Genomic DNA, 18990 nt, shown 5'->3' on the forward strand with positions numbered 1-18990 from the left:
TGCCTGCTCCCTTGGTACGGCTGTCCCTTATCCAACAAGAGACCAGGCCCGATGAGTCCCGTTTCACCGAGACCGGGTCGCCCGCCGTGTCGCGGGACGCCCCTCAGTCGACTCCGGCGGCGCGCTCCCCGGGCGTCTCGGACCGCTCGGAGTCGTAGCCGGCGACGCCGGTGATGCGGCTGAGGACGAAGCGGTGGACGGTCGCCCGGGTCTCGTCGTACGCCGTGAGGTAACCGCCCTCCATGCGGGCCGGTTCGAGGATACGGCTGGTGGCGTGGCCCTGCGAGTCGGTGTAGCCGATCCACACCCGCGACCCCTGCCGGATGGCCTCCTCCAGCGCGCTGATCGTCGCGGTGCTGGGGGAGCGAGGCACCTGCCCCTCGGGCGTCTCGGCGGGCGGGCGGCGGGACCGGTGCGCCGAGTCTCCCGCGCGCATCGCCCGTACGGCCCCGGCGGCCGCCTCGGAGCCGAGACCGGGGTTCGCGGGCGCGCGGGCGGCGGGCGGCCCCTCGGTCCGCCGGGAGTCGGCCCGCGCGACGACGACGTCGCCCTCCAGCGACTCGGCGACCGGCGCGTATCCCATCGCCCGGAGCGTGTCGACCAGCGCCGCCCGGGACGTCTTGGACGCGAGCACGGTGGGCGCGAGCCGCCGCAGCCGCAGCAGGTTGGCCCGCTTGTCGGCGAGCACCTCGTCGAGAAGGGCCGGATCGTCGCAGCGGACGTAGGACGACGCCACGCCGACCCGGATGCGGCCGTGGCGGCGGGCGACGTCGGTCACCAGGTAGGCCAGCGGCTGGGGGACCGGCGTGGCCGAGTGGCGCTCCAGCATGGCGAGCAGGTCGCCGGCGGAGTGCCCGGCGTCGAGCGCCCGGCGGACCGACTGCTCGGAGAAGCGGTAGACGGTCGCGCCGCCCTTGCTCTCGACGTCGGCCGTGAGCGCGAGCCGCCGGCCGAGGTCGGTGGTCAGCGGCCCGGGCGCCACGGCCGTCAGGTCGGCCTGCAACAGCACGTGGTCGACCGCCTGCGGCAGCAGCGGCGCGAGCAGGTCCGCCGCCGCCCGGCCGTCGCCGCGGGCCGCCGCGCGGCCGTGCGCGGCCGGCACGCCGAGGCCCGTCACGCCGAGGTGCTCGGCCTCGCGCAGGGCGAACCGGACGAGCGGCTCCCGTGGCGCGGACCGGCGCCGGGGCTGCTCCCAGGCGAGCCGGGCGAGCACCGACTCGGGCGTCGGCGCGAGGCCGGGCGGCGCCGCTTCCAGCACGGCGAGCGTGCGCGCCCGCGTCTGGGCCGCGCCGGACCGGCGCAGGTCGGGGTGGAGCGCGTTCAGCGGGCGGTCCCGGTCGTCGCGTTCGCCGATCAGGCCGGGCGCGCGGTCCATCGCGGCCCAGGCGGCGGCGAGCACGGCCCACCGGTCCTCGGTCGCCTTGATCCGCCAGCCGTCGTAGCCGCCGGTCGGCAGCCACTCACCCTCGCCCGCCGCGACCAGCCCGGCCGCGTGCGCCACCTCGGCGACCAGCCCGGCCGCCCATTCCGGCAGGTCGAGAAGCTGGGCCGCGCGCCGCAGGTCCCGTACGGACAGGCCGCCGGCGCGCAGCACGCCGGGCGGGTCGACGCTCCACAGCTCGCACAGCTCCTCCACCATGCGGACGAACATGAACGCCTGCCCGGCGGCCGTCCGGTCGGCCAGCTCCTGGTCGCGCACGGGCCCGTCCAGGGCGGGCGGCCCGGGGGACAGGTCGCGGTGCACCCGGCCCCCGCGCAGGACCAGGGCGACCTCCCGGGGCAGCGCGACGCTCTCCTCCCCGGTCGCCCCCAGCAGCCCGCGGGCCAGCAGCTGTTCGATGGGCGACTGCGCGGTCGCGGTGTCGACCTCCCGGCGGGCGCTCGGCAGCCGCCCGCTCGGCGGACCCCAGACGAGCTCGTCCAGCGCCGCCCTCGCCTGGGGAGACACCTCCTCCAGCAGGCGCGCGACGGTCGCGGGGTCGGACAGCAGCGCCGAGAGCCGCTGCCTGGCCGGCCTGCCCGCGTCCGCCTGCCCGCCGCCGTCGTACGCGGGGTCGATGTCGCGCAGGAGGACGTCGAGCCGTTCGGGCGGATGGTGGCGGAAGACCTCGGCGGCCGGCGGGCCGAGCGCGGCCGGGGGCTCGAGGGCCGCGGGCACTCCGGGCGCGGGCAGCAGGGCGTCCGGCGGCCCGTAGACCAGGCCGCGGATGACCAGCGTGTCGAGCGCCGCGTCGAGGGCGGCCCCGATCTCCTCCTCGGCGGCCGTGCCGGGCGCCGCGCGTACGATCATGGAGAACAGGGCCGCGCGGGAGGAAGGGCCTTCGCGCAGCGCCAGCGTCTCCAGCACCGCGAGCTGGAAGCGGTCGAGCCGGTCCAGGGCCCGGCCGAGGGCGGACGGACTGCAGGCGCGGGCGGCGAGGCCGTCGAGGTGGGCGGGAACGGGCGTGACGAGTTCGGGCCGTGCCGTCACGAGCGCTCGCAGGTGCTCGTCGGAACGGCCGCGCAGCCACTCGCTGAAGTCGGTGCCCGTCATCGTCTCCATGGTAGGGGGACGCCTCTTGGGGATCGCGGGACCGCCCGCGCGGCAGGGGTTGACGGAAGATCCACGGGAATCCGGAGACGCGACGCTTCAGTGGCCCCTTAGTGGGTCCACGGGGCCTGTCTGTGGGCATAACCTACATCCATCACCTTCACGACAGTCTGAACGAGGTCACCCCTGTGCCGAGTGGCAAGGTCAAGTGGTACGACGCCGACAAGGGTTTCGGCTTCCTCACCCGCGACGACGGCGGTGAGGTCTTCGTCCATTCCTCCGCGCTGCCCAAAGGCGTCGAGGCCCTCAAGCCCGGGCAGAAGGTCGAGTTCGGGGTGGCGGAGAGCCGACGGGGGCAGCAGGCGCTGTCGGTGCGGGTGATCGACCAGCCTCCGACGCTGGCGAAGACCGTGAAGCCCAAGGCGAAGCGGAAGAAGCCGGACGAGATGGTCGTCATCGTCGAGGACCTGATCAAGCTGCTCGACGACATCTCGAACTCCTACCAGCGGGGCAAGCACCCGGACGTGCCGCACGCCAAGAAGGTCGCGACCGTGCTGCGCGCGGTCGCCGACGACCTCGACGCGTAGGGCGTACGGGCGCGAGGTGCGGCCGAGGGGCCGGGCGTCGGGCCGCAGGCTCGGGCTGGGACCTGCGGCGCTCTTCTCAGGCGTGGCTCTGGCGGGGCTGCTGTGCTCTGGCGGGCTTAGGCGGCGGGCTTAGGCGGCGGGCTTAGGCGGCGGCGGGCCGGGCGGCGAGCCTTCGGCGGCGCAGCGTGAGCAGGCGGCCGAAGGCCAGCGCGAGGGCCGCGGACATCACGCCGAGCCCGGCGGGACCGGCCACGAACAGGGAGAGCACCAGGCCGAGCAGGCCGCCGGACACCCAGGCGATCTGCAGCAGCGTCTCGGCGACCCCGAAGGCCGACGAGCGCACCTCCTCGCCGATCTCGCGTTGCACGATCGCGTCGAAGGCGAGCTTGCCGAGGCCCTGGGCGAACGCGCCCACGAGGGCGACGGCGGCGGCGGTCCAGATGGTGAAGACGAACGCCGCCGCGACGGTGGCGACCGTCGCGAGCGCGAGGGTGGCCAACACGGTCAGTTGCGGCGAGCGGGACCGGGTCCAGGATCCGGCGGCCGCCCCCGCCAGGCCGCCCGCGCCCGCGGCGGCCGCCAGCAGCGCCAGCGCCACCGCGGGGTCGAGGCCGCGCAGGTGGCCGTCCTGGACGAGGAACAGCAGGAAGAACACGAGGAAGCCCGACTGGACCCGGATCGCGGCGTTGGCGCCCATGGCCTCGCCCACCACCGAGCCCACCACGGATCCCACGCCCGGCCCCGCACCTGTGTCGGCGCCCGCGCATTCACCCACGCCCGGCTCCGCATCAGGATGCGCCGCACGGCCCGCGCCCGCGCGTTCGCCCACGCCCGGCTCCGCGCCAGGATGCGCCGCCCGGCCCGCGTCCGGGCGCAGGCCGAGCAGTGTGCGCCAGCGCGGGCGCGGCTCGTCGTCCTCGGGGTCGGGCGCGTCCACGTGCCGCGGGAGCCGTACGGCGAACACCCCGCACAGCAGGAACACCGGCACGGCGGCGCGCAGCACCCAGTCGGGCCCGGCGGCGGCGGACAGGCCGGTGGCCAGGCCCGCCCCGGCCCCGGCGGACACCAGCGCGAACAACGCCACCCGGGCGTTCGCGGTCACCAGGGGGATGTCGGCGGGCAGCAGGCTCGGCATGATCGCCGCACGGGAGACGTTGTAGGCCTTCGACAACACCAGGACGGCGAGCGCGGACGGGAACAGCGTGACGGCGTCGGAGGTGTGCACGGCGCCGGCCATGCCCCAGCACAGCAGGCCCCGCGCGAGCAGGGTGCCCGCCATGATGTAGCGGCGGCCCGAGCGCAGCCGGTCGAGCACCGGCCCGACAAAGGGCGCCACGACCGTGAACGGCAGCATCGTGACCAGCAGATATGCCGCGACCTGCCCGCGGGCCTGGCCGACCGGGAGCCGGAACAGCAGCGCCCCGGCGAGGGCCACCGTGACCAGCGCGTCCCCGGCCGAGTGGGCGGCGGTCAGCTCGATCAGGCGGCCGAGCCCGGTGCGGTCCGCTCCCTGGGCGTGCGTGAGCCGGCGGGTCGCCCGGGCGGGCGCGCCCACAACATGCATAACGTTCGCCCAAATGTTCACCATAGGCCCCGAGGGTCCTCTCATGATTTGCCCATCAAGCCGGTGCGGTCCGCTCCCGGCGTGGGTGAAAATGGAGAGTGTGAGTCGTACCCGAATCCGTAGCACTCCAGTCGACCAGGCCTGTGCGGCGGCGGTCGGCCTCGCCCGCGGCGCGGCGGAAGAGATCGCGCGCCCGGGGGAGGTGGGAGAGCACCTGGGCTTCGACAACGAGGGCGACCGGGTCGTCACCCACTACTTCGAGTGCCTTGACCGGGCCTACCTGGGCTGGCGCTGGGCGGTCACCGTGACCCGGGCCTCCCGCGCCCGCGTGGTGACCGTGAGCGAGACCGTGCTCCTGCCCGGAGCCCGCGCGCTGCTCGCCCCCCGCTGGGTGCCGTGGAACGAGCGGCTGCTCCCCGGTGACCTCGGCGTGGGCGACCTGCTGCCGACCGAGGCCGACGACGACCGGCTCGTGCCCGGGTTCGCCTCCCCGGACGAGGCGATCGACGCGCAGGCCGTCCTCGAGCTCGGCCTGGGCCGGGCCCGCGTCCTGTCGGCCCTCGGCCGCGACCTCGCCGCGCACCGCTGGCGGTCCGGCGAGCCGGGCCCGCACGCCCCCATCGCGCACGCCGCGCCCGCGCAATGCTCCACCTGTGGCTTCTACTGGCCGCTCGCCGGGACGCTGGGGCTGGGCTTCGGCGTCTGCGCCAATGAGTACGCGCCGGACGACGGCCGGGTGGTGTCGGCCGACCACGGCTGCGGCGCCCACTCCGAGGCGACCACCGTGCCCTCCATGGTCACGGACGCCGCGCCGCCGATCCTCGACGACCTGGAATACGACCTGACCGAGTCCGGCTCCGCCGATGAGGCGAGCTCCGAACCCCTGGGCCACGCCTGATCATGTTCGACACCGCGCGCCTGCGTGACACGGTTCTCGCGGCCTGGGCGGCCTCGCCCGCCCGCTTCCGCGAGGACGCCAACGCCGAGGAGGACTTCGCCCTCGGCGGCTACCGCGACCGGCTGGTCGTGGAGCTCGCCCAGAACGCCGCCGACGCGGCGCTGCGGGCGGGCGTGCCCGGCCGTCTGCGGCTGACGCTCGCCGACGGCGTGCTGCTCGCCGCCAACACCGGCGCTCCGCTCGACGAGGCCGGCGTCGAGGGCCTGAGCACGCTGCGGGTCTCCGGCAAGAAGGACGAGACGGGAGCGGCCGGACGGTTCGGCGTCGGCTTCGCCGCCGTGGTGTCGGTGACCGACGAGCCGTCGGTCGCCTCCCGGCTGCCGTCCGGCGAGATCCGGGGAGTGCGCTGGTCGCGTGCGGAGACCGCCGCGCTGGTCGCCGCCACGCCGGCGCTGGCGGGGGAGCTGAAGGGCCGCGAGGGCCACGTCCCGCTGCTGCGGCTGCCGTTCGGCGACGACGCCCCGGGCGTCCCCGAGGGCTACGACACGCTCGTCCGGCTGCCGCTGCGCGACCAGGCCGCCGAGGAGGCCGTACGGCGGATGCTGGAGGAGGCCGGGCCGGCGCTGCCGCTGTCGATGCCGGCGCTGGAGACCGTCGAGATCGAGGTCGACGGGCGGAGCCGTACGATCTCGGCCGAGGGCTGGCACGTCGTCGCCGAGTCGGGCACGTTCACCCCCGCGCAGGTCAGCGAACTGTTCGCCGACCGGCCGACCGAGGAGCGGGCCCGGCCCTACTGGGAGGTCCGCTGGGCCGTCCCCGCCGGCCGCCGCGACGGCGTCCCCCGGGTGGTCCACGCGCCGACGCCGAGCGACGAGCCGCTCGACCTGCCCGCGTTGCTGATCGCGTCGTTCCCGATGACCACCGACCGGCGGCACGTCGCGCCGGGGCCGCTCACCGACTTCCTGGTCGCCAGGGCCGCCGAGGCGTACGTGCGGCTGCTGGGGGAGCTTCCGGCCACCCCCGCCCTGCTCGATCTCGTCCCCGGCCTCATGGGCAGCGGCGCGCTCGACGCGGCGATCAGGCGGGAGATCATCGCCGCGCTGCCGGACACGCCGCTGCTGCCGTCGATCTCCGACGACGCCGGCGGCGTCTCGGGCGGCGTCATTCCGGGCAACGAGGCGCGGGCGGTCGAGGGCCCGGCCGAGTTCCTGGCGAAGATCGCCGGCATCGTCCCCGGGCTGCTGCCCGCCGGGTGGGCCTCCCGGCATCCGGCCCTGACCACGCTCGGCGTACGCCGGGTCGAGCTGGCCGACGTCGTGGACATGCTGTCCGGCGAGGCCGTGGAGGACAAGGACCCGGCGTGGTGGCGGTCGCTGTACAAGGCGCTGCCCGCCGACGACCCGGAGGCGATCGGGGCGATCCCCGTGCCGCTCGCCGACGGCCGCCTGGTTCGCGGCCCGCGCGGCACGCTGGTGCTGTCACCGGACGGCGGCGCCGCCACGTCCACCGCCTCGTCCGGGGCTTTGTCGTCCACCCTCCTGTCCGGCGGTGCGGGCGGCGGGTCCGGCCCGGGCTCGCTGGACCCCGCCCTGCTGGCCCCGCTCGGGCTGCGGATCGTCCACCCCGACGCCGTCCACCCGCTGCTGCTGCGACTGGGTGCGGCCGAGGCGACTCCGCGTACGGTGCTGGAGGACCCGCTCACCCACGCGGCCGTGGCCGAGTCGCTGAACAGCGCCGACCCCGAGCCGGTGGCCCAGGCCGTGCTGGCCCTGGTGGACGCGGCCGGCCTGACGGCGGGAGAGGCGCCCTGGCTGGCCGAGCTGGCCCTGCGCGGCGCGGACGGCGAGCGGTACGCCGCGGGTGAGCTGCTGCTGGCCCAGGGCTCCCTGGCCGGGTTGATCGACCCGGAGGTGCCGTTCGGCGTCGCCGCGCCCGACCTGGTCGAGAAGTACGGGCCGCACGTGCTCGCGGCGACCGGGGTGCTCGACGGCTTCGCCGTGGTCAACGACTCCGACGTGCTGCTCGACCCCGCCGAGTGCGACCACGACCTCGATCTCGAGGACGAGTGGCTGGAGGCGGTGCTCGACCTGCTGCCGGACCTCGACGTGCCCCCGGTGGTCCGGGAGTTCACCGCCGTACGCGACCTGGAGTACGTCGCGGACTGGCCGAACGCGCTCGCGCTGCTGTCGCGGCCGCCGCTGCGCGCCGCGCTGCGGCCGATGCGGGTGCTCGCGGCGGGGGAGACCGTCGAGGTGCCGTCGTACACCGCCTGGTGGCTGTCGCGGCACCCGGTGCTCGGCGGGCGCAGGCCGGTCGAGCTGCGGCTCCCGACGGGCGACCCGCTGCTGTTCGGCCTGTACGCCGAGGCGCCGGCGGGGATCGACGAGGACGCGCTCACGATGATGGGCGTCCGGTCGACCCTGGCCGGGCTGCTGGACGCGCGCGGCGGCCCCGAGGAGCTGCTCGACCTGCTGGCCGACGCGTCCCTGGAGGTGGACCGCGCCCAGCTGCGGTCGCTGTGGATCGCGCTCGCCGCCGTCGACCCGGACCGCGTCGGCCCGCCGGAGGCCGTACGGGCCGTGCGGAAGGGCATGGTCACGGTCGCGGACGTCGAGGACGGCCCGGTCGTGGTGGAGGCGCCCGACCTGCTGCCCCTGGTGGAGGACCGCCCGCTGGTGCTCGCGCCGTTCGACCTCGCCGAGGCGTTGTCGGACGTGCTCGACCTGCCGCTGGCCGGAGAGACGGTCACCGGCGTGGTCACCTCGCACGGCGCGGAGAAGCCGGTGCCGCCCGAGGTGCGCTCGCTGCTGCCCGGCGCCCCCGCGACGTATGTCGAGCACGACGAGCTTCTCGTGGACGGCACCCCGGTGCCGTGGCGGTTCTCCGAGGGCGTGGTCCACGCCACCGGCGTGGAGGGGCTGGCGAGAGGGCTGGCCTGGGCGTCCGGCCAGTGGGGCGACCGCCTTGCCGTCGCCGCGCTGCTGCGCGACCCGGCCCGGGTCCCCCTCCTCCTCGCCGAGGCCGACCTCGACCCCGTCACGTCCCTCTGACCCCTCACCGCATGGCGGGGAGGGGGTAGTCGGGCAGGGCGATGTTCCCGGCCTTGGCGAACTGGGCGGCCAGGATGCCGCGCATGGGCCAGCGGGTCATGGACCGCATCGAGGCGGCCCGCAGCCGGATCGCGAGCGCGGAAGACGGCGCGAAACCGCCGGCGCCGCCGGGCGGCAGCTTCTGCGCCTCCGTCACGTAGGGCCGCATGACCTGTTCGTAGCGGCGCAACGCGGCCCGGTGGTCGCCGGTCGCGGCCAGCTCGCCGGCCAGGACGTATGCTCCGACCAGGGCGAGGCTGGTGCCGAGGCCGGTCAGCGGCGTGGCGCAGTAACCCGCGTCGCCCAGGAGCGCCACCCGGCCGCGCGACCACCGGTCGAGGCACACCTGTCCCATGGGGTCGAAGAAGAAGTCCGGCGCGCCCGCCATCGCGGCCAGCAGCCGCGGGGTCTCCCATCCGGCGCCCGCGAAGCGGTCGGCGATGATCTGCTTCTGCGCGGCGACGTCACGCCGGTCGTAGGCGATCGGCCCCGACCGGAAGCTCAGGCCGGCCTTGATCTCCCCGGGCAGGCGGCCCGGCCGCGCCGAGACGACCAGGCCGCCCGGGGCGTTGTACATCTGGTACCAGCCGCCGAGGTCCAGCGGCAGCGTGGCGGTGAACCACGAGGTGTAGACGCCGAGCGGGCGGACGAAGTCCGCCTCGGGGCCGAAGGCCAGCGCGCGTACGGCCGAGTGCGGCCCGTCCGCGCCGACGACCAGCCCGAACCGGCGCGGCGCGGACTTCTCGAAGGTGACGGTCACCCCGTCGTCGTCCTGCTCCAGGGCGGTGACGGTGTCGTCGAACAGATACTCGGTGCCGGGGAGGGACGCCTGGTAGAGGAGATCGGCCAGGTCGCCGCGGAGGATCTCGATCTCGGAGACGATTCCCTCGCCGCCGAAGGCGTCGACCGGCAGGGTGGCCGTGAAGCGGCCCTTCCCGTCTACCAGGGCGACGCCGTTCTGTTCGACGGAGACCTCCCGGGCCCGGTCGAGCAGGCCCATCCGGGCGGCCACGGTGCGGCCCGCGCCGCGCAGGTCCACGGTCTGGCCGCCCGGGCGGGGCGCGGGCGCGCGCTCGACGACGGTGACGGTGAAACCCGCCCGGCCCAGCCAGTACGCCAGTGCGGGCCCGGCGATGCCGCCGCCGGAGATGAGAATGTCGGTGTTCTGCATACACCGCACTGTACGACGTACGCATAGTGCAGGCAAGGCGATAAGCTGGGTAGATATCTTTGGAGCACTAGTGCGCTGAGGTGGGATCGGCTCGGGTCGGGGCCGTCGTGGCAGCGTGCTGGGCTACAGTGGTGCACTAGTGCGGGAGGTCGGCGTGGACGGTTCGGGCGCGGGACGCTACCAGGAGATCGCCGCCGAGCTGCGGAGGCGGATCGAGGCGGGCGAGCTCAGGCCGGGCGACCGGGTGCCGTCCACCCGGGAGATCGTCCGGCGATGGGGCGTCGCCATGGCGACCGCGACGAAGGTGCTCACCGAGCTGCGCCGGGAGGGACTCGTCCGCGCCGTGCCCGGCGTCGGCACGGTCGTCGACGCCGTCGTCGACACCGGAAGCCGGTCGTCAGCCGCCGTTTCGCCGCAGGGGAAGGTCGCTCACGGTGGTCCGGTTTCCGCCAGGTCGCCGGGCGCGGGAGAGCCCTCCGCCGGGCAGCCGGGTGCGCCGGCCGGTTCCCGGCGGCGGGGCGCCCCGGACGGCGCGCTCACCCCGGCGCGGATCACCTCGGCGGCCGTCTCGGTCGCCGACGCGGAAGGGCTCGGGGCGGTCTCGATGCGCCGGGTGGCCACCGAGCTCGGGGTGGCGACCATGTCCCTCTACCGCCATGTCGCGGACAAGGACGCCCTGGTGCTGCGGATGATGGAGGAGGTCTTCGGCCGGATGCGGTTCCCCGGCGAACCGCCTGGCGACTGGCGCGGCCGGGTCGAACTGGCCGCGCGTCTGCTGTGGTCGACGTTCCGCCGGCATCCGTGGCTCGCGCCGGCCATGTCGGTGACACGGCCCCAGCCGATCGCCGCCGCGCTGCCCTTCACCGAGTGGGTGCTCACCGCACTCGACGGTCTCGGTCTCGACCTGGGGACGGTCTTCACCGCGTACATCACCGTGTTCAACCACGTCCGGGGCACGGCGGTCAACCTGGAGGTGGAGGCGGAGGCCGAGGCGATCACGGGGATGAGCGTCGACGAGTGGATGGACGCCCAGGAGCCCGCCTTCAAGGCGATCATGGCCGGCCGCCGGCTGCCGATGTTCGAGGCCCTCAGCGCGAGCGGTTACGACTTCGACATCGACGAGCTGTTCGAGTTCGGCCTGCAGCGCCTTCTCGACGGCATCGCGATGCTCCTCACCGACGCTCCCTGAGCGCACCCGCCGTACGGGGCCGCGGGTCAGGGATGGTGCGGCTCCGATCCGGACAGGCCGGATGCGGGGGCGGCGTCGCGTACGCGGGCGTCGCGGCGGCGGACGAAGAGGAGACCGAACAGGCCGAGGCCGACGCCGGCCACGCAGGTCCAGACGAGCCGCGTGTCGGCGGGGCGCACGACCAGCAGCACCACGACCAGGGCGACCGCCCACAACACCGTTCCGGTCAGGATCGTCAGGGTGTCCCGGGTTCTGAGGGGCGGGGGGTCCGGCCGGCGTTCGCTCACGTAGGCCAGCTTAGAAGGGCAGGGCAGCGACCCGGTATTTTTATGACAAACCCGTCACGAAAGGACAACGCTGCTCCCCTGGCTCTTCCCGCCGATGGTAGGGGCCTGCGACTCTGCGCGCGTGAAAACGAACTCTATGAATTCCCCAAATTTCCTCGATCGATACTTTTCCATCTCAGCTCGTGGTTCCACCGTCGGCCAGGAGGTCCGCGGCGGCTTCGCCACGTTCTTCACGATGGCCTACATCGTGGTGCTCAACCCGCTCATCATCGGCACCGTCGCCGACAAGACGGGCCAGTTCCTCGGTGACGGCTCCAACCCCAACATCCCGCTGGTCGCCGCGGCCACCGCGTTCGCGGCGGGCATCCTCACGATCCTGATGGGCGTCTTCGGCCGGGTGCCGTTCGCCCTGGCCACCGGGCTCGGCCTGAACGCCTTCCTCGCTTTCGGCATCGCCAGTCAGATGTCGTGGGAGGACGCGATGGGCCTGGTGGTGCTCGAAGGTATCGTCATCGCGATCCTCGTGGTGACGGGCTTCCGAGTGGCGGTGTTCCATGCGATCCCGGCGCAGCTCAAGACCGCGATCAGCGTCGGCATCGGCTTGTTCATCGCACTGATCGGGTTCGTCGACGCCGGGTTCGTCCGGCGGATACCCGACGCGGGCGGCACCACCGTCCCGGTCAAGCTCGGCGCCCTGGGCAACGGCTCGCTGACCGGATGGCCGACCCTCGTGTTCGTCGTCGGCCTGCTCATCACGGCCTTCCTCGTCGCCCGCAAGGTCAAGGGCGCCATCCTGATCGGCATCATCGGCACCACCGTGCTGGCCATGATCGTGGAGGCGATCGGCAAGATCGGGCCGCAGGTGGCTCCGGGTCAGCCCGCCAACCCCGACGGCTGGTCGCTCAACGTGCCCGCCTGGCCGGCCAGGTTCATCGAGCTACCCGATCTGTCGCTGCTCGGTCAGTTCAGCCTTTTCGGCGGCTTCGCCAAGATCGGCGGCCTGGCTGCCGTGATGTTCGTCTTCACGCTCATGCTCGCCGACTTCTTCGACACCATGGGCACCATCGTCGGCGTGGGCCGGCAGGCGAACCTGGTCCAGGAGGACGGGACGGTCGAGCGCACCCGGGAGATCCTGCTGGTCGACTCGCTCGCGGCGGCGGCGGGCGGCGCGGCGAGCGTGTCGTCCAACACCACCTACATCGAGTCGGCGGCCGGTGTCGGCGAGGGCGCGCGTACGGGTCTCGCGAGCATCGTCACCGGCCTGCTCTTCCTGCTGGCCATGTTCTTCGCCCCGCTGACGGAGATCGTGCCGTTCGAGGCGGCGACCCCGGCTCTCGTGGTCGTCGGCTTCCTGATGATGACGCAGGTCAAGGAGATCGACTTCAGCGACTTCGAGACCGCGATCCCCGCGTTCCTGACCATCGTGCTGATGCCGTTCACGTACTCGATCACCGCCGGTATCGGCGCGGGCTTCGTGAGCTACATCGTGATCAAGGTCTTCCGCGGCAGGGCGAGGGAGCTCCACCCCCTGCTGTGGCTGGTCGGGGCGCTGTTCGTCGTCTACTTCGCCCTGGAGCCCATCAAGAACCTGCTCGGTCTGAGCTGACCGCCGGTTCGGTCCCGAGAGGCCGCCGCGACCACCCGGCCGCGGCGGCCTCTTTCGCGTCTCAGAGCGTACGGGCGGCGGCGAACGTGCAGATCGCGGCCGCGAGCATGAGCGCGTGGAGGATCATGTGCTCCAGGTTGGGGCGCGGGCGATCGCCGCGGCGCGGCAGCACGATGACGGTCTTGGCGTAGGTCCGGGCGTGCAACGCGGCCCAGCTCTCCCCGGTGCCCGCCGTCGCCCACGGGACCGTCACGGCGGCCAGGTAGGGAAGCCACCACAGCGCGAGGCCGTTGAGGGCGGCGAGCAGTTCCAGCGCCCCGCCGGCGTACGCCAGGGCGGGCAGCCCGGCGCCGGCCGCCCAGGCGAGAAACACGGCCGGGAGCGCCATGACCGGTGCGTTGATCGCCACCTCGGCGACCTGCTCCGACCGCCTCGCCTCCCGCACATTGTTGAACGGGAACAGGTCCACGAGCGTGGTGAGAACGAAGTAGGCGTCGGCCAGGACAAGCAGGACGAGCGCGACGGAGACCACGGCGCTTCCTTTCCGTACGGCAGGGGGTTCAGGCGCCGTAGCGCGCCTCGACGCCCGCGAGGAACGTCGAGACGGCGATGTCGAACCAGGCGTCGTAGTACGCGGTGGGCGCGGCCGGCGGCTCGGGGGTGTCGCCGAACTCGGCGAGGGCGTGGCCGGTCACGAGGACGTAGAGGGACTGCACGAGATACAGCGCCTCCTCGTCGGTGACCCGCAGGCCCGTGTTCATGGCGGCCAGCACCGTCGGGACGGCCCGCTCGAACACCTGCGGAGACGCGTGCCGTACGGCGACGACGGCGGCCGCGCCGGGGTGGGCCCGCAATGTCCGGCGCAGCCCCTGGGCGACGTCCGCGAGCAGGTCGCGCCACCCGCGGCCCGGAACGACCGACGCGATCACCTCTTCGGCGACCCTGTCGGCGACCAGTTGGAGCAGCGCGGCCTTATTGGGCACGTGGTAGTAGAGCGACGCCGCCCTGACCTGGAGGCGGGCGGCGATCGTGCGCATGGAGAGCGCCGCGACGCCCTCCTCGTCGAGGACCTGCAGCGCGGCGCGCAGGACCGATTCGGCGTCGATACGGGCAGCCGGGCTCACAAGCAGTCCCTTCTAACATCATTAGGCTGAATCTAACGTTGTTAGAAAGAGTGGTGCAAGACGCTGGGGCGGTAGTGTCGTGACGTGGCGCTCAGGGGAGGCGGGGCGGTGCCGGCGGACCTGGTGCCCCGGCTGCGCCTGGCCCGTGACCGCATCGACCGCGACTACCGGAGCGATCTCGATCTCGACGGGCTCGCCGCGGTCGCCGGGATCTCCAAGTTCTACTTCGTCCGCTGTTTCGAGGCGGCGTACGGCGAGACGCCGATGCGTTACCTCACCCGGCGCAGGCTGGAGCGCGCGCAGGAACTGCTGCGCGGGGCCAACCTGACGGTCACCGAGATCTGCATGGCGGTCGGGTTCACCAGCCTCGGGTCGTTCTCGGCCAAGTTCCGGCGGCTGGTGGGGGAGAGCCCGAGCGAGTACCGCGACAGGTGGGCGGCACGCGGCGGCCCCCACGTCCCCGGCTGCTATCTGTTCATGTCCGGCGTGCTCGACCTCGCCGCGCACCGCGTCTCCGACTCTGCAATTTTGGAGAAGCCCAGGTCAGCGGGGCGGCAGTAGCGTTTTCGCATGATTACGAACGTCTCTCTGGTCACCGTCTACTGCAAGGACCAGGACGAGGCCCGCGACTTCTACGTGGACGTCCTCGGCTTCGTCGCGAGGACCGACGTCACGCTGGACGGATATCGCTGGCTGACCGTCGGCCTTCCCGATCGTCCGGAGTTGGAGATCACGCTCATGAAGCCGGGGCCTCCGCTGGACGAGGAGGGTGCCGACTTCCACCGCAGGCAACTCGACAAGGGGCAGGCCGGCGGGCTGGGGCTCGCCGTGGACGACTGCCGGAAGACCTACGAGGAGCTCACGGCCAAGGGGGTGACGTTCCTGCAGGAGCCGGCGGAGCGGCCGTACGGGATCGAGGCCGTGATGCGTGACAACCAGGGCAACTGGCTCGTCCTCGTGGAGCCGAGGCGGTTCACGCCGGAGGACTTCGCCTGACGACTGCAGGACTGCACGACGGCACGACGGCACGGCTCGTGGAGGCCCGGTCCCCGGTATGGGGGCCGGGCCTCTCCGTCCACCTGACAGACTGCGTCCTCCACGGCCGGGCTCGTGATCAACACCGGTCCGGTGCCGGTACGGTCGGTCCACGTGAATCACCCCAGATGGGGACCGTTTGGAGGAATGGCGACATGCGACATATAGTTAGCAAAGGTAATGACTCATGCTAACGAACACCCAGAACTTGCGCAGCGACGCCGCTCTCGCGTCCGCCCTGCGCGTGTCCCTCGCGCGGCTGACGCGGAGGATGCGCAAGCAGGCCGCGCACCACTCACTGACGCCCACACAGCTCGCGACGCTCGTCGCCGTCGAGCGCCACACCGCGATGACCCCCGGCGAGCTCGCGGAGCACGAGAAGGTGCAGCCGCCTTCGATGACCCGCGTGATCGCCAAGCTGGAGGCCCGGGGCCTGCTGGAACGCGCTCCGCATCCGACCGACCGCCGGCAGGTGACGGTCAGCGTGACGCCGCAGGGGGCGGCGCTGCTCAAGGAGGAGCGCCGAAGGAAGGAAGCCTGGCTGGCGCAGCGGCTCAGGGACCTGACGCCGGAGGAGAGGGCGGCACTGCGGGCGGCGGCGCCGATCCTGGAGAAGCTGTCGACGATGTAGGCGGCATGTTCCGCTCGCTGCGGAACCACAACTACCGGCTGTTCGCCGCCGGCGGGGTCGTCTCCAACGTCGGCACCTGGATGCAGCGCACCGCCCAGGACTGGCTCGTCCTCGACCTCGCCCGGGGCAGCGGCACGGCCCTCGGCGTGACCGTCGCGCTGCAGTTCCTGCCCACGATGCTGTTCGGGATGTTCGGCGGCGTGATCGCCGACCGCTATCCCAAGCGCAGGGTGCTCATGATCGCCCAGACGCTCATGGGCCTGCTCGCGCTCACCATGGGCGCGCTGGTCCTCACCGGGACGGCCCAGGTCTGGCACGTGTACGTCATGGCGTTCACGCTCGGTCTGGTGTCCTGTGTCGAGGTGCCGACGCGGCAGTCGTTCGTGGTCGAGATGGTGGGCAGGCGCGACCTGCCCAACGCGATCGCCTTGAACAGTTCGACCTTCAACCTCGCGCGGGTCGTCGGCCCGGCCCTGGCCGGGCTGCTGATCTACTGGATGGGCACCGGCCCGATCTTCGTGCTGAACGCCGTGTCGTTCGCCGCCGTGATCACCGGGCTCGCGCTGATGCGCTCCTCGGAGCTGCGCTCGCCGGAGCCGGTGCCGCGGGGCAAGGGACAGCTGCGGGAGGGCCTGCGGTACGTCGGCGGCCGGCCCGACCTGTTGCTGCCTCTGCTGATCGTGGCGTTCATGGCGATCTTCGCGCAGAGCTTCTCGACGAGCATCGCGCTGATGGCCAAGCAGGTGTTCGGTGCGGGGGCGTCCTCGTTCGGCATCGCGTCCAGCGCCTTCGCCGTCGGGGCGTTCGGCGGCGCGCTGCTGGCCGCCCGGCGGGTCAAGCCGAGCCGCCGGTTCCTGATCGCCGGCGCGCTGTGCTTCGGGCTGTTCCAGATCGCCTCCGGGCTCGCCCCCGGCTATCCGGCCTTCCTGCTGCTGCTGGTCCCGGCGGGCATGGCGATGATCACCGTGAACACGACCGCGAACACGATCGTGCAGCTCGGCGCCTCACCCGAGATGCGCGGCCGGGTGATGGGCATCTACGTGCTGGTCTTCACCGGGGGAGCCCCGATCGGAGCGCCGCTGGTGGGCCGGCTCGCCGAGGTGACCGGTCCCCGCCTCGCGGTCTCCGCCGCGGGCGCGCTGAGCATGTGCGGGGTCTGCCTGGCCGTGCTGGTCACCCGCATGGTCGCGGCCCGGGTGGAGCGCAGGGAAGAATCGACGCGTGAGCAGACTGTTCGTGGCGTTGCTGCCGCCGCCTGAGGCGCTGGCGGAGATCGCCACGGTGGTCGAGCCCGTACGGGCCGAGTGGCCCGGGCTGCGCTGGGTCGATCCCGCCCTGTGGCACGTGACCGTGGCCTTCCTCGGCGAGGTGCCCGACGAGGTCCTGCCCGAGCTGCGCGTACGGCTGGCCCGGGCGGCGGCCCGGCACTCCGCGCAGACCGTGTCGTTCGGCGGCGCCGGAGCCTTCCCCTCCCCGGCCCGGGGCCGCATCTTCTGGCTGGGCCTCGACGCCGGCCCGGCGCTGACGAGACTGGCCCAGTCGGTGGCGGCCGGCGCGCGGCGGGCCGGGGCGGAGGAGACGGACCGCAAGCGGTTCCATCCCCATCTCACCCTGGCCCGCTCAAGGACCCGCTCAGGCCACGGCGACGACCTGCGCCCTCTGGTCGGCGGCGCGCTGGGCGCCTTCGGCGGGCGGCGCTGGGAGGCGTCGTCGGTCCACCTCGTGCGCAGCCACACCGGCGCGACCGTGCGGTACGAACAGGTCGAGGCGTACGCATTGGCGGTCCGCGGCTAGGCTCCATGACGTGGATCGTCCTCGTCGCTGGCTGCTGCCCACGGTGCTCGCGCTGCTCGTGCTCATCGTGATCGTCGGCGCGCTGCTCAACAACGCCTGATCAGCGCCCTGATCACCAGGCGTACTCCTCCGGGGCGGTCCGGAAGCCGGGGAAGATCTCGTCGAGCCGGGCGAGCGCCTTGTCGTCCAGCTTGATCTCCAGTGCCCGCAGCGTCCCGTCGAGCTGCTCGACCGTACGGGGACCGATGATCGGCGCGGTGACCGCCCGCTGGTGCAGCAACCAGGCCAGCCCCACGTTGGCCGGGTCCTCACCGAGCTCGTCGCAGAACGCCTCGTACGCCTCGACCTTGTCGCGGTGCTTGTCGAGCTGTGCGACGATGCGGTCGTCCGCGGACCGCCCCTTGTCGATCTTGCGGAGGATGCCGCCGAGCAGGCCGCCCGCGAGCGGGCTCCACGGGATCAGGCCGAGGCCGTAGTCCTCGCAGGCCGGGATGACCTCCAGCTCGGGGGCGCGGACGAGCAGGTTGTAGTGGGACTGCTCGCTGACCAGGCCGAGCGTGTTCCTGCGCCGGGCCGACTCCTGGGCCTTGGCGATGTGCCAGCCCGCGAAGTTCGACGAGCCGACGTACAGGATCTTGCCCTGTTGCTTGAGGATGTCCATGGCCTCCCAGAACTCCTCGAACGGGGTGTCCCGGTCGATGTGGTGGGCCTGGTAGACGTCGATGTAGTCGGTCTGCATCCGGCGCAGGGAGGCCTCCGCGGCCCGCCGGATGTTCAGCGCCGAGAGCTTCTCCTCGTTCGGCCAGTCGCCCATCGAGCCGTACAGCTTGGTGGCGATGACCGTCTTTTCGCGGCGGCCTCCGCCCTGGGCGAACCAGCGGCCGATGATGTTCTCGGTGATCCCCTCGCCCTTCTTCCAGCCGTAGACGTTGGCCGTGTCGAAGAAGTTGATCCCGAGGTCGTGCGCGCGATCCATGATCGCGAAGGAGTCGTCCTCCGTGGTCTGCGGACCGAAGTTCATGGTCCCCAGGCAGAGCTTGCTGACCAGCAGGCCGGTGCGGCCGAGATGTCCGTATTCCATGCCCTCCACCCTAGGAACCTGGAGTGGACTCCAGTCGAGTACCGGCACGTCCACGCTCGGCGCGGCGCGGGGAATTGTTGCCGGAACGGGTGGAGGGCCGGCCCTCCGTTGCAGCGGCGGGCCGGCCCCGGCGTCGCGGCGTCCGGACCAGAGGACCTCCGCTGTGACCGGTCCCGGCGTGCCGGGACCGGCTCCCAGTGTCGCCGAGCCGTCGTGGAATGTGGTCCGCGCTTTGTTGCGCGACGGGGCCGCAACAATTCGCCTCCCGCCTGACCTGCGGTGATTCCGGAAGACGGACGGTCGTCACGGCGAGGTGCCGCCCACGGCGCGGGCCGGAGGCCCACCGGCCGAGGAGACGCCGGCGGATGGGCCCCGTGATATTGCGAACCGCCCGCTACATGTTG

General features: G+C 73.0%; 17 protein-coding genes. 10 read left to right on the forward strand and 7 right to left on the reverse strand.

Annotated elements, in window-relative coordinates:
- Positions 1–103: 103 nt before the first annotated feature.
- A complete protein-coding gene (locus tag F5972_RS31270; protein WP_150938768.1) occupies positions 104–2533 on the reverse strand; it encodes a helicase-associated domain-containing protein in 2430 nt (809 codons plus the stop codon).
- A 185-nt stretch (positions 2534–2718) separates the two neighbouring features.
- Between F5972_RS31270 and F5972_RS31275 the strand changes: the two genes are divergently transcribed.
- On the forward strand, positions 2719–3117 hold the full coding sequence (locus F5972_RS31275) for a cold-shock protein (protein WP_150938770.1): 399 nt from the start codon (positions 2719–2721) through the stop codon (positions 3115–3117).
- A 142-nt stretch (positions 3118–3259) separates the two neighbouring features.
- Here the strand turns inward: F5972_RS31275 and F5972_RS31280 are convergent, their stop codons facing one another.
- Positions 3260–4681 carry an MFS transporter gene (locus F5972_RS31280; RefSeq protein WP_191910401.1) on the reverse strand — a complete coding sequence of 474 codons (1422 nt, stop codon included), beginning with the start codon at positions 4679–4681 and terminating at the stop codon, positions 3260–3262.
- Positions 4682–4781: 100 nt separating this feature from the next.
- Here F5972_RS31280 and F5972_RS31285 point away from each other — a divergent pair, with 100 nt between their 5' ends.
- Together F5972_RS31285 and F5972_RS31290 are read left to right on the forward strand one after the other, a co-directional pair.
- Entirely contained in the window at positions 4782–5579 is a 798-nt protein-coding gene (locus F5972_RS31285) for a DUF3027 domain-containing protein (protein ID WP_150938774.1), read from the forward strand.
- 2 nt (positions 5580–5581) lie between these two features.
- The gene (locus F5972_RS31290; protein WP_150938776.1) at positions 5582–8629 is read left to right on the forward strand and encodes a sacsin N-terminal ATP-binding-like domain-containing protein; all 3048 of its coding nucleotides are present in this window, start codon (positions 5582–5584) and stop codon (positions 8627–8629) included.
- Positions 8630–8633: 4 nt separating this feature from the next.
- On the opposite strand, the gene F5972_RS31295 is transcribed toward F5972_RS31290, so the two are convergent.
- Positions 8634–9839 carry an FAD-dependent monooxygenase gene (locus F5972_RS31295; RefSeq protein ID WP_150938778.1) on the reverse strand — a complete coding sequence of 402 codons (1206 nt, stop codon included), beginning with the start codon at positions 9837–9839 and terminating at the stop codon, positions 8634–8636.
- A gap of 154 nt (positions 9840–9993) precedes the next feature.
- On the opposite strand from F5972_RS31295, the gene F5972_RS31300 reads away from it, so the two are divergent.
- Positions 9994–11028: a TetR/AcrR family transcriptional regulator C-terminal domain-containing protein gene (locus tag F5972_RS31300; RefSeq protein WP_150938780.1), complete on the forward strand. Its 1035-nt coding sequence runs from the start codon at positions 9994–9996 to the stop codon at positions 11026–11028.
- A gap of 26 nt (positions 11029–11054) precedes the next feature.
- On the opposite strand, the gene F5972_RS31305 is transcribed toward F5972_RS31300, so the two are convergent.
- Entirely contained in the window at positions 11055–11315 is a 261-nt protein-coding gene (locus F5972_RS31305) for a DUF2530 domain-containing protein (RefSeq protein ID WP_225312055.1), read from the reverse strand.
- A 94-nt stretch (positions 11316–11409) separates the two neighbouring features.
- On the opposite strand from F5972_RS31305, the gene F5972_RS31310 reads away from it, so the two are divergent.
- On the forward strand, positions 11410–12921 hold the full coding sequence (locus F5972_RS31310) for an NCS2 family permease (protein ID WP_150938784.1): 1512 nt from the start codon (positions 11410–11412) through the stop codon (positions 12919–12921).
- 61 nt (positions 12922–12982) lie between these two features.
- Here the strand turns inward: F5972_RS31310 and F5972_RS31315 are convergent, their stop codons facing one another.
- Both F5972_RS31315 and F5972_RS31320 read right to left on the reverse strand, forming a co-directional pair.
- Complete coding sequence (locus F5972_RS31315) at positions 12983–13453, reverse strand: hypothetical protein (RefSeq protein ID WP_150938786.1); 471 nt, start codon at positions 13451–13453, stop codon at positions 12983–12985.
- A 28-nt stretch (positions 13454–13481) separates the two neighbouring features.
- Positions 13482–14045: a TetR family transcriptional regulator gene (locus F5972_RS31320; RefSeq protein WP_150938788.1), complete on the reverse strand. Its 564-nt coding sequence runs from the start codon at positions 14043–14045 to the stop codon at positions 13482–13484.
- 84 nt (positions 14046–14129) lie between these two features.
- Between F5972_RS31320 and F5972_RS31325 the strand changes: the two genes are divergently transcribed.
- From F5972_RS31325 to thpR, 5 genes are all read left to right on the forward strand, one after another.
- On the forward strand, positions 14130–14606 hold the full coding sequence (locus tag F5972_RS31325; RefSeq protein WP_225312056.1) for a helix-turn-helix transcriptional regulator: 477 nt from the start codon (positions 14130–14132) through the stop codon (positions 14604–14606).
- A 9-nt stretch (positions 14607–14615) separates the two neighbouring features.
- Positions 14616–15041: a VOC family protein gene (locus F5972_RS31330; protein ID WP_150938790.1), complete on the forward strand. Its 426-nt coding sequence runs from the start codon at positions 14616–14618 to the stop codon at positions 15039–15041.
- A 226-nt stretch (positions 15042–15267) separates the two neighbouring features.
- Entirely contained in the window at positions 15268–15711 is a 444-nt protein-coding gene (locus tag F5972_RS31335) for a MarR family winged helix-turn-helix transcriptional regulator (protein ID WP_150938792.1), read from the forward strand.
- Positions 15712–15716: 5 nt separating this feature from the next.
- Positions 15717–16970, forward strand: a complete 1254-nt coding sequence (locus F5972_RS31340; RefSeq protein ID WP_150938793.1) for an MFS transporter — start codon at positions 15717–15719, stop codon at positions 16968–16970.
- The gene (gene thpR, locus F5972_RS31345; RefSeq protein WP_150938795.1) at positions 16933–17505 is read left to right on the forward strand and encodes an RNA 2',3'-cyclic phosphodiesterase; all 573 of its coding nucleotides are present in this window, start codon (positions 16933–16935) and stop codon (positions 17503–17505) included. Before F5972_RS31340 ends, thpR begins: the two co-directional genes overlap by 38 nt.
- Before the next feature lie 112 nt (positions 17506–17617).
- On the opposite strand, the gene F5972_RS31350 is transcribed toward thpR, so the two are convergent.
- On the reverse strand, positions 17618–18586 hold the full coding sequence (locus F5972_RS31350) for an aldo/keto reductase (protein ID WP_150938797.1): 969 nt from the start codon (positions 18584–18586) through the stop codon (positions 17618–17620).
- Between the last annotated feature and the right edge of the window lie 404 nt (positions 18587–18990).

Origin of the sequence: Microbispora cellulosiformans, assembly GCF_008728085.1 — a bacterium.
Classification (GTDB): domain Bacteria; phylum Actinomycetota; class Actinomycetes; order Streptosporangiales; family Streptosporangiaceae; genus Microbispora; species Microbispora amethystogenes.

Coding starts and splice junctions, on each gene's coding strand:
- F5972_RS31330 (WP_150938790.1), top strand. CDS start 14,616: ATGATTACGAACGTCTCTCTGGTCACCGTCTACTGCAAGGACCAGGAC.
- F5972_RS31290 (WP_150938776.1), top strand. CDS start 5,582: ATGTTCGACACCGCGCGCCTGCGTGACACGGTTCTCGCGGCCTGGGCG.
- F5972_RS31335 (WP_150938792.1), top strand. CDS start 15,268: ATGCTAACGAACACCCAGAACTTGCGCAGCGACGCCGCTCTCGCGTCC.
- F5972_RS31350 (WP_150938797.1), bottom strand. CDS start 18,586: ATGGAATACGGACATCTCGGCCGCACCGGCCTGCTGGTCAGCAAGCTC.
- F5972_RS31310 (WP_150938784.1), top strand. CDS start 11,410: ATGGTAGGGGCCTGCGACTCTGCGCGCGTGAAAACGAACTCTATGAAT.
- F5972_RS31280 (WP_191910401.1), bottom strand. CDS start 4,681: ATGCATGTTGTGGGCGCGCCCGCCCGGGCGACCCGCCGGCTCACGCAC.
- F5972_RS31295 (WP_150938778.1), bottom strand. CDS start 9,839: ATGCAGAACACCGACATTCTCATCTCCGGCGGCGGCATCGCCGGGCCC.
- F5972_RS31270 (WP_150938768.1), bottom strand. CDS start 2,533: ATGACGGGCACCGACTTCAGCGAGTGGCTGCGCGGCCGTTCCGACGAG.
- F5972_RS31340 (WP_150938793.1), top strand. CDS start 15,717: ATGTTCCGCTCGCTGCGGAACCACAACTACCGGCTGTTCGCCGCCGGC.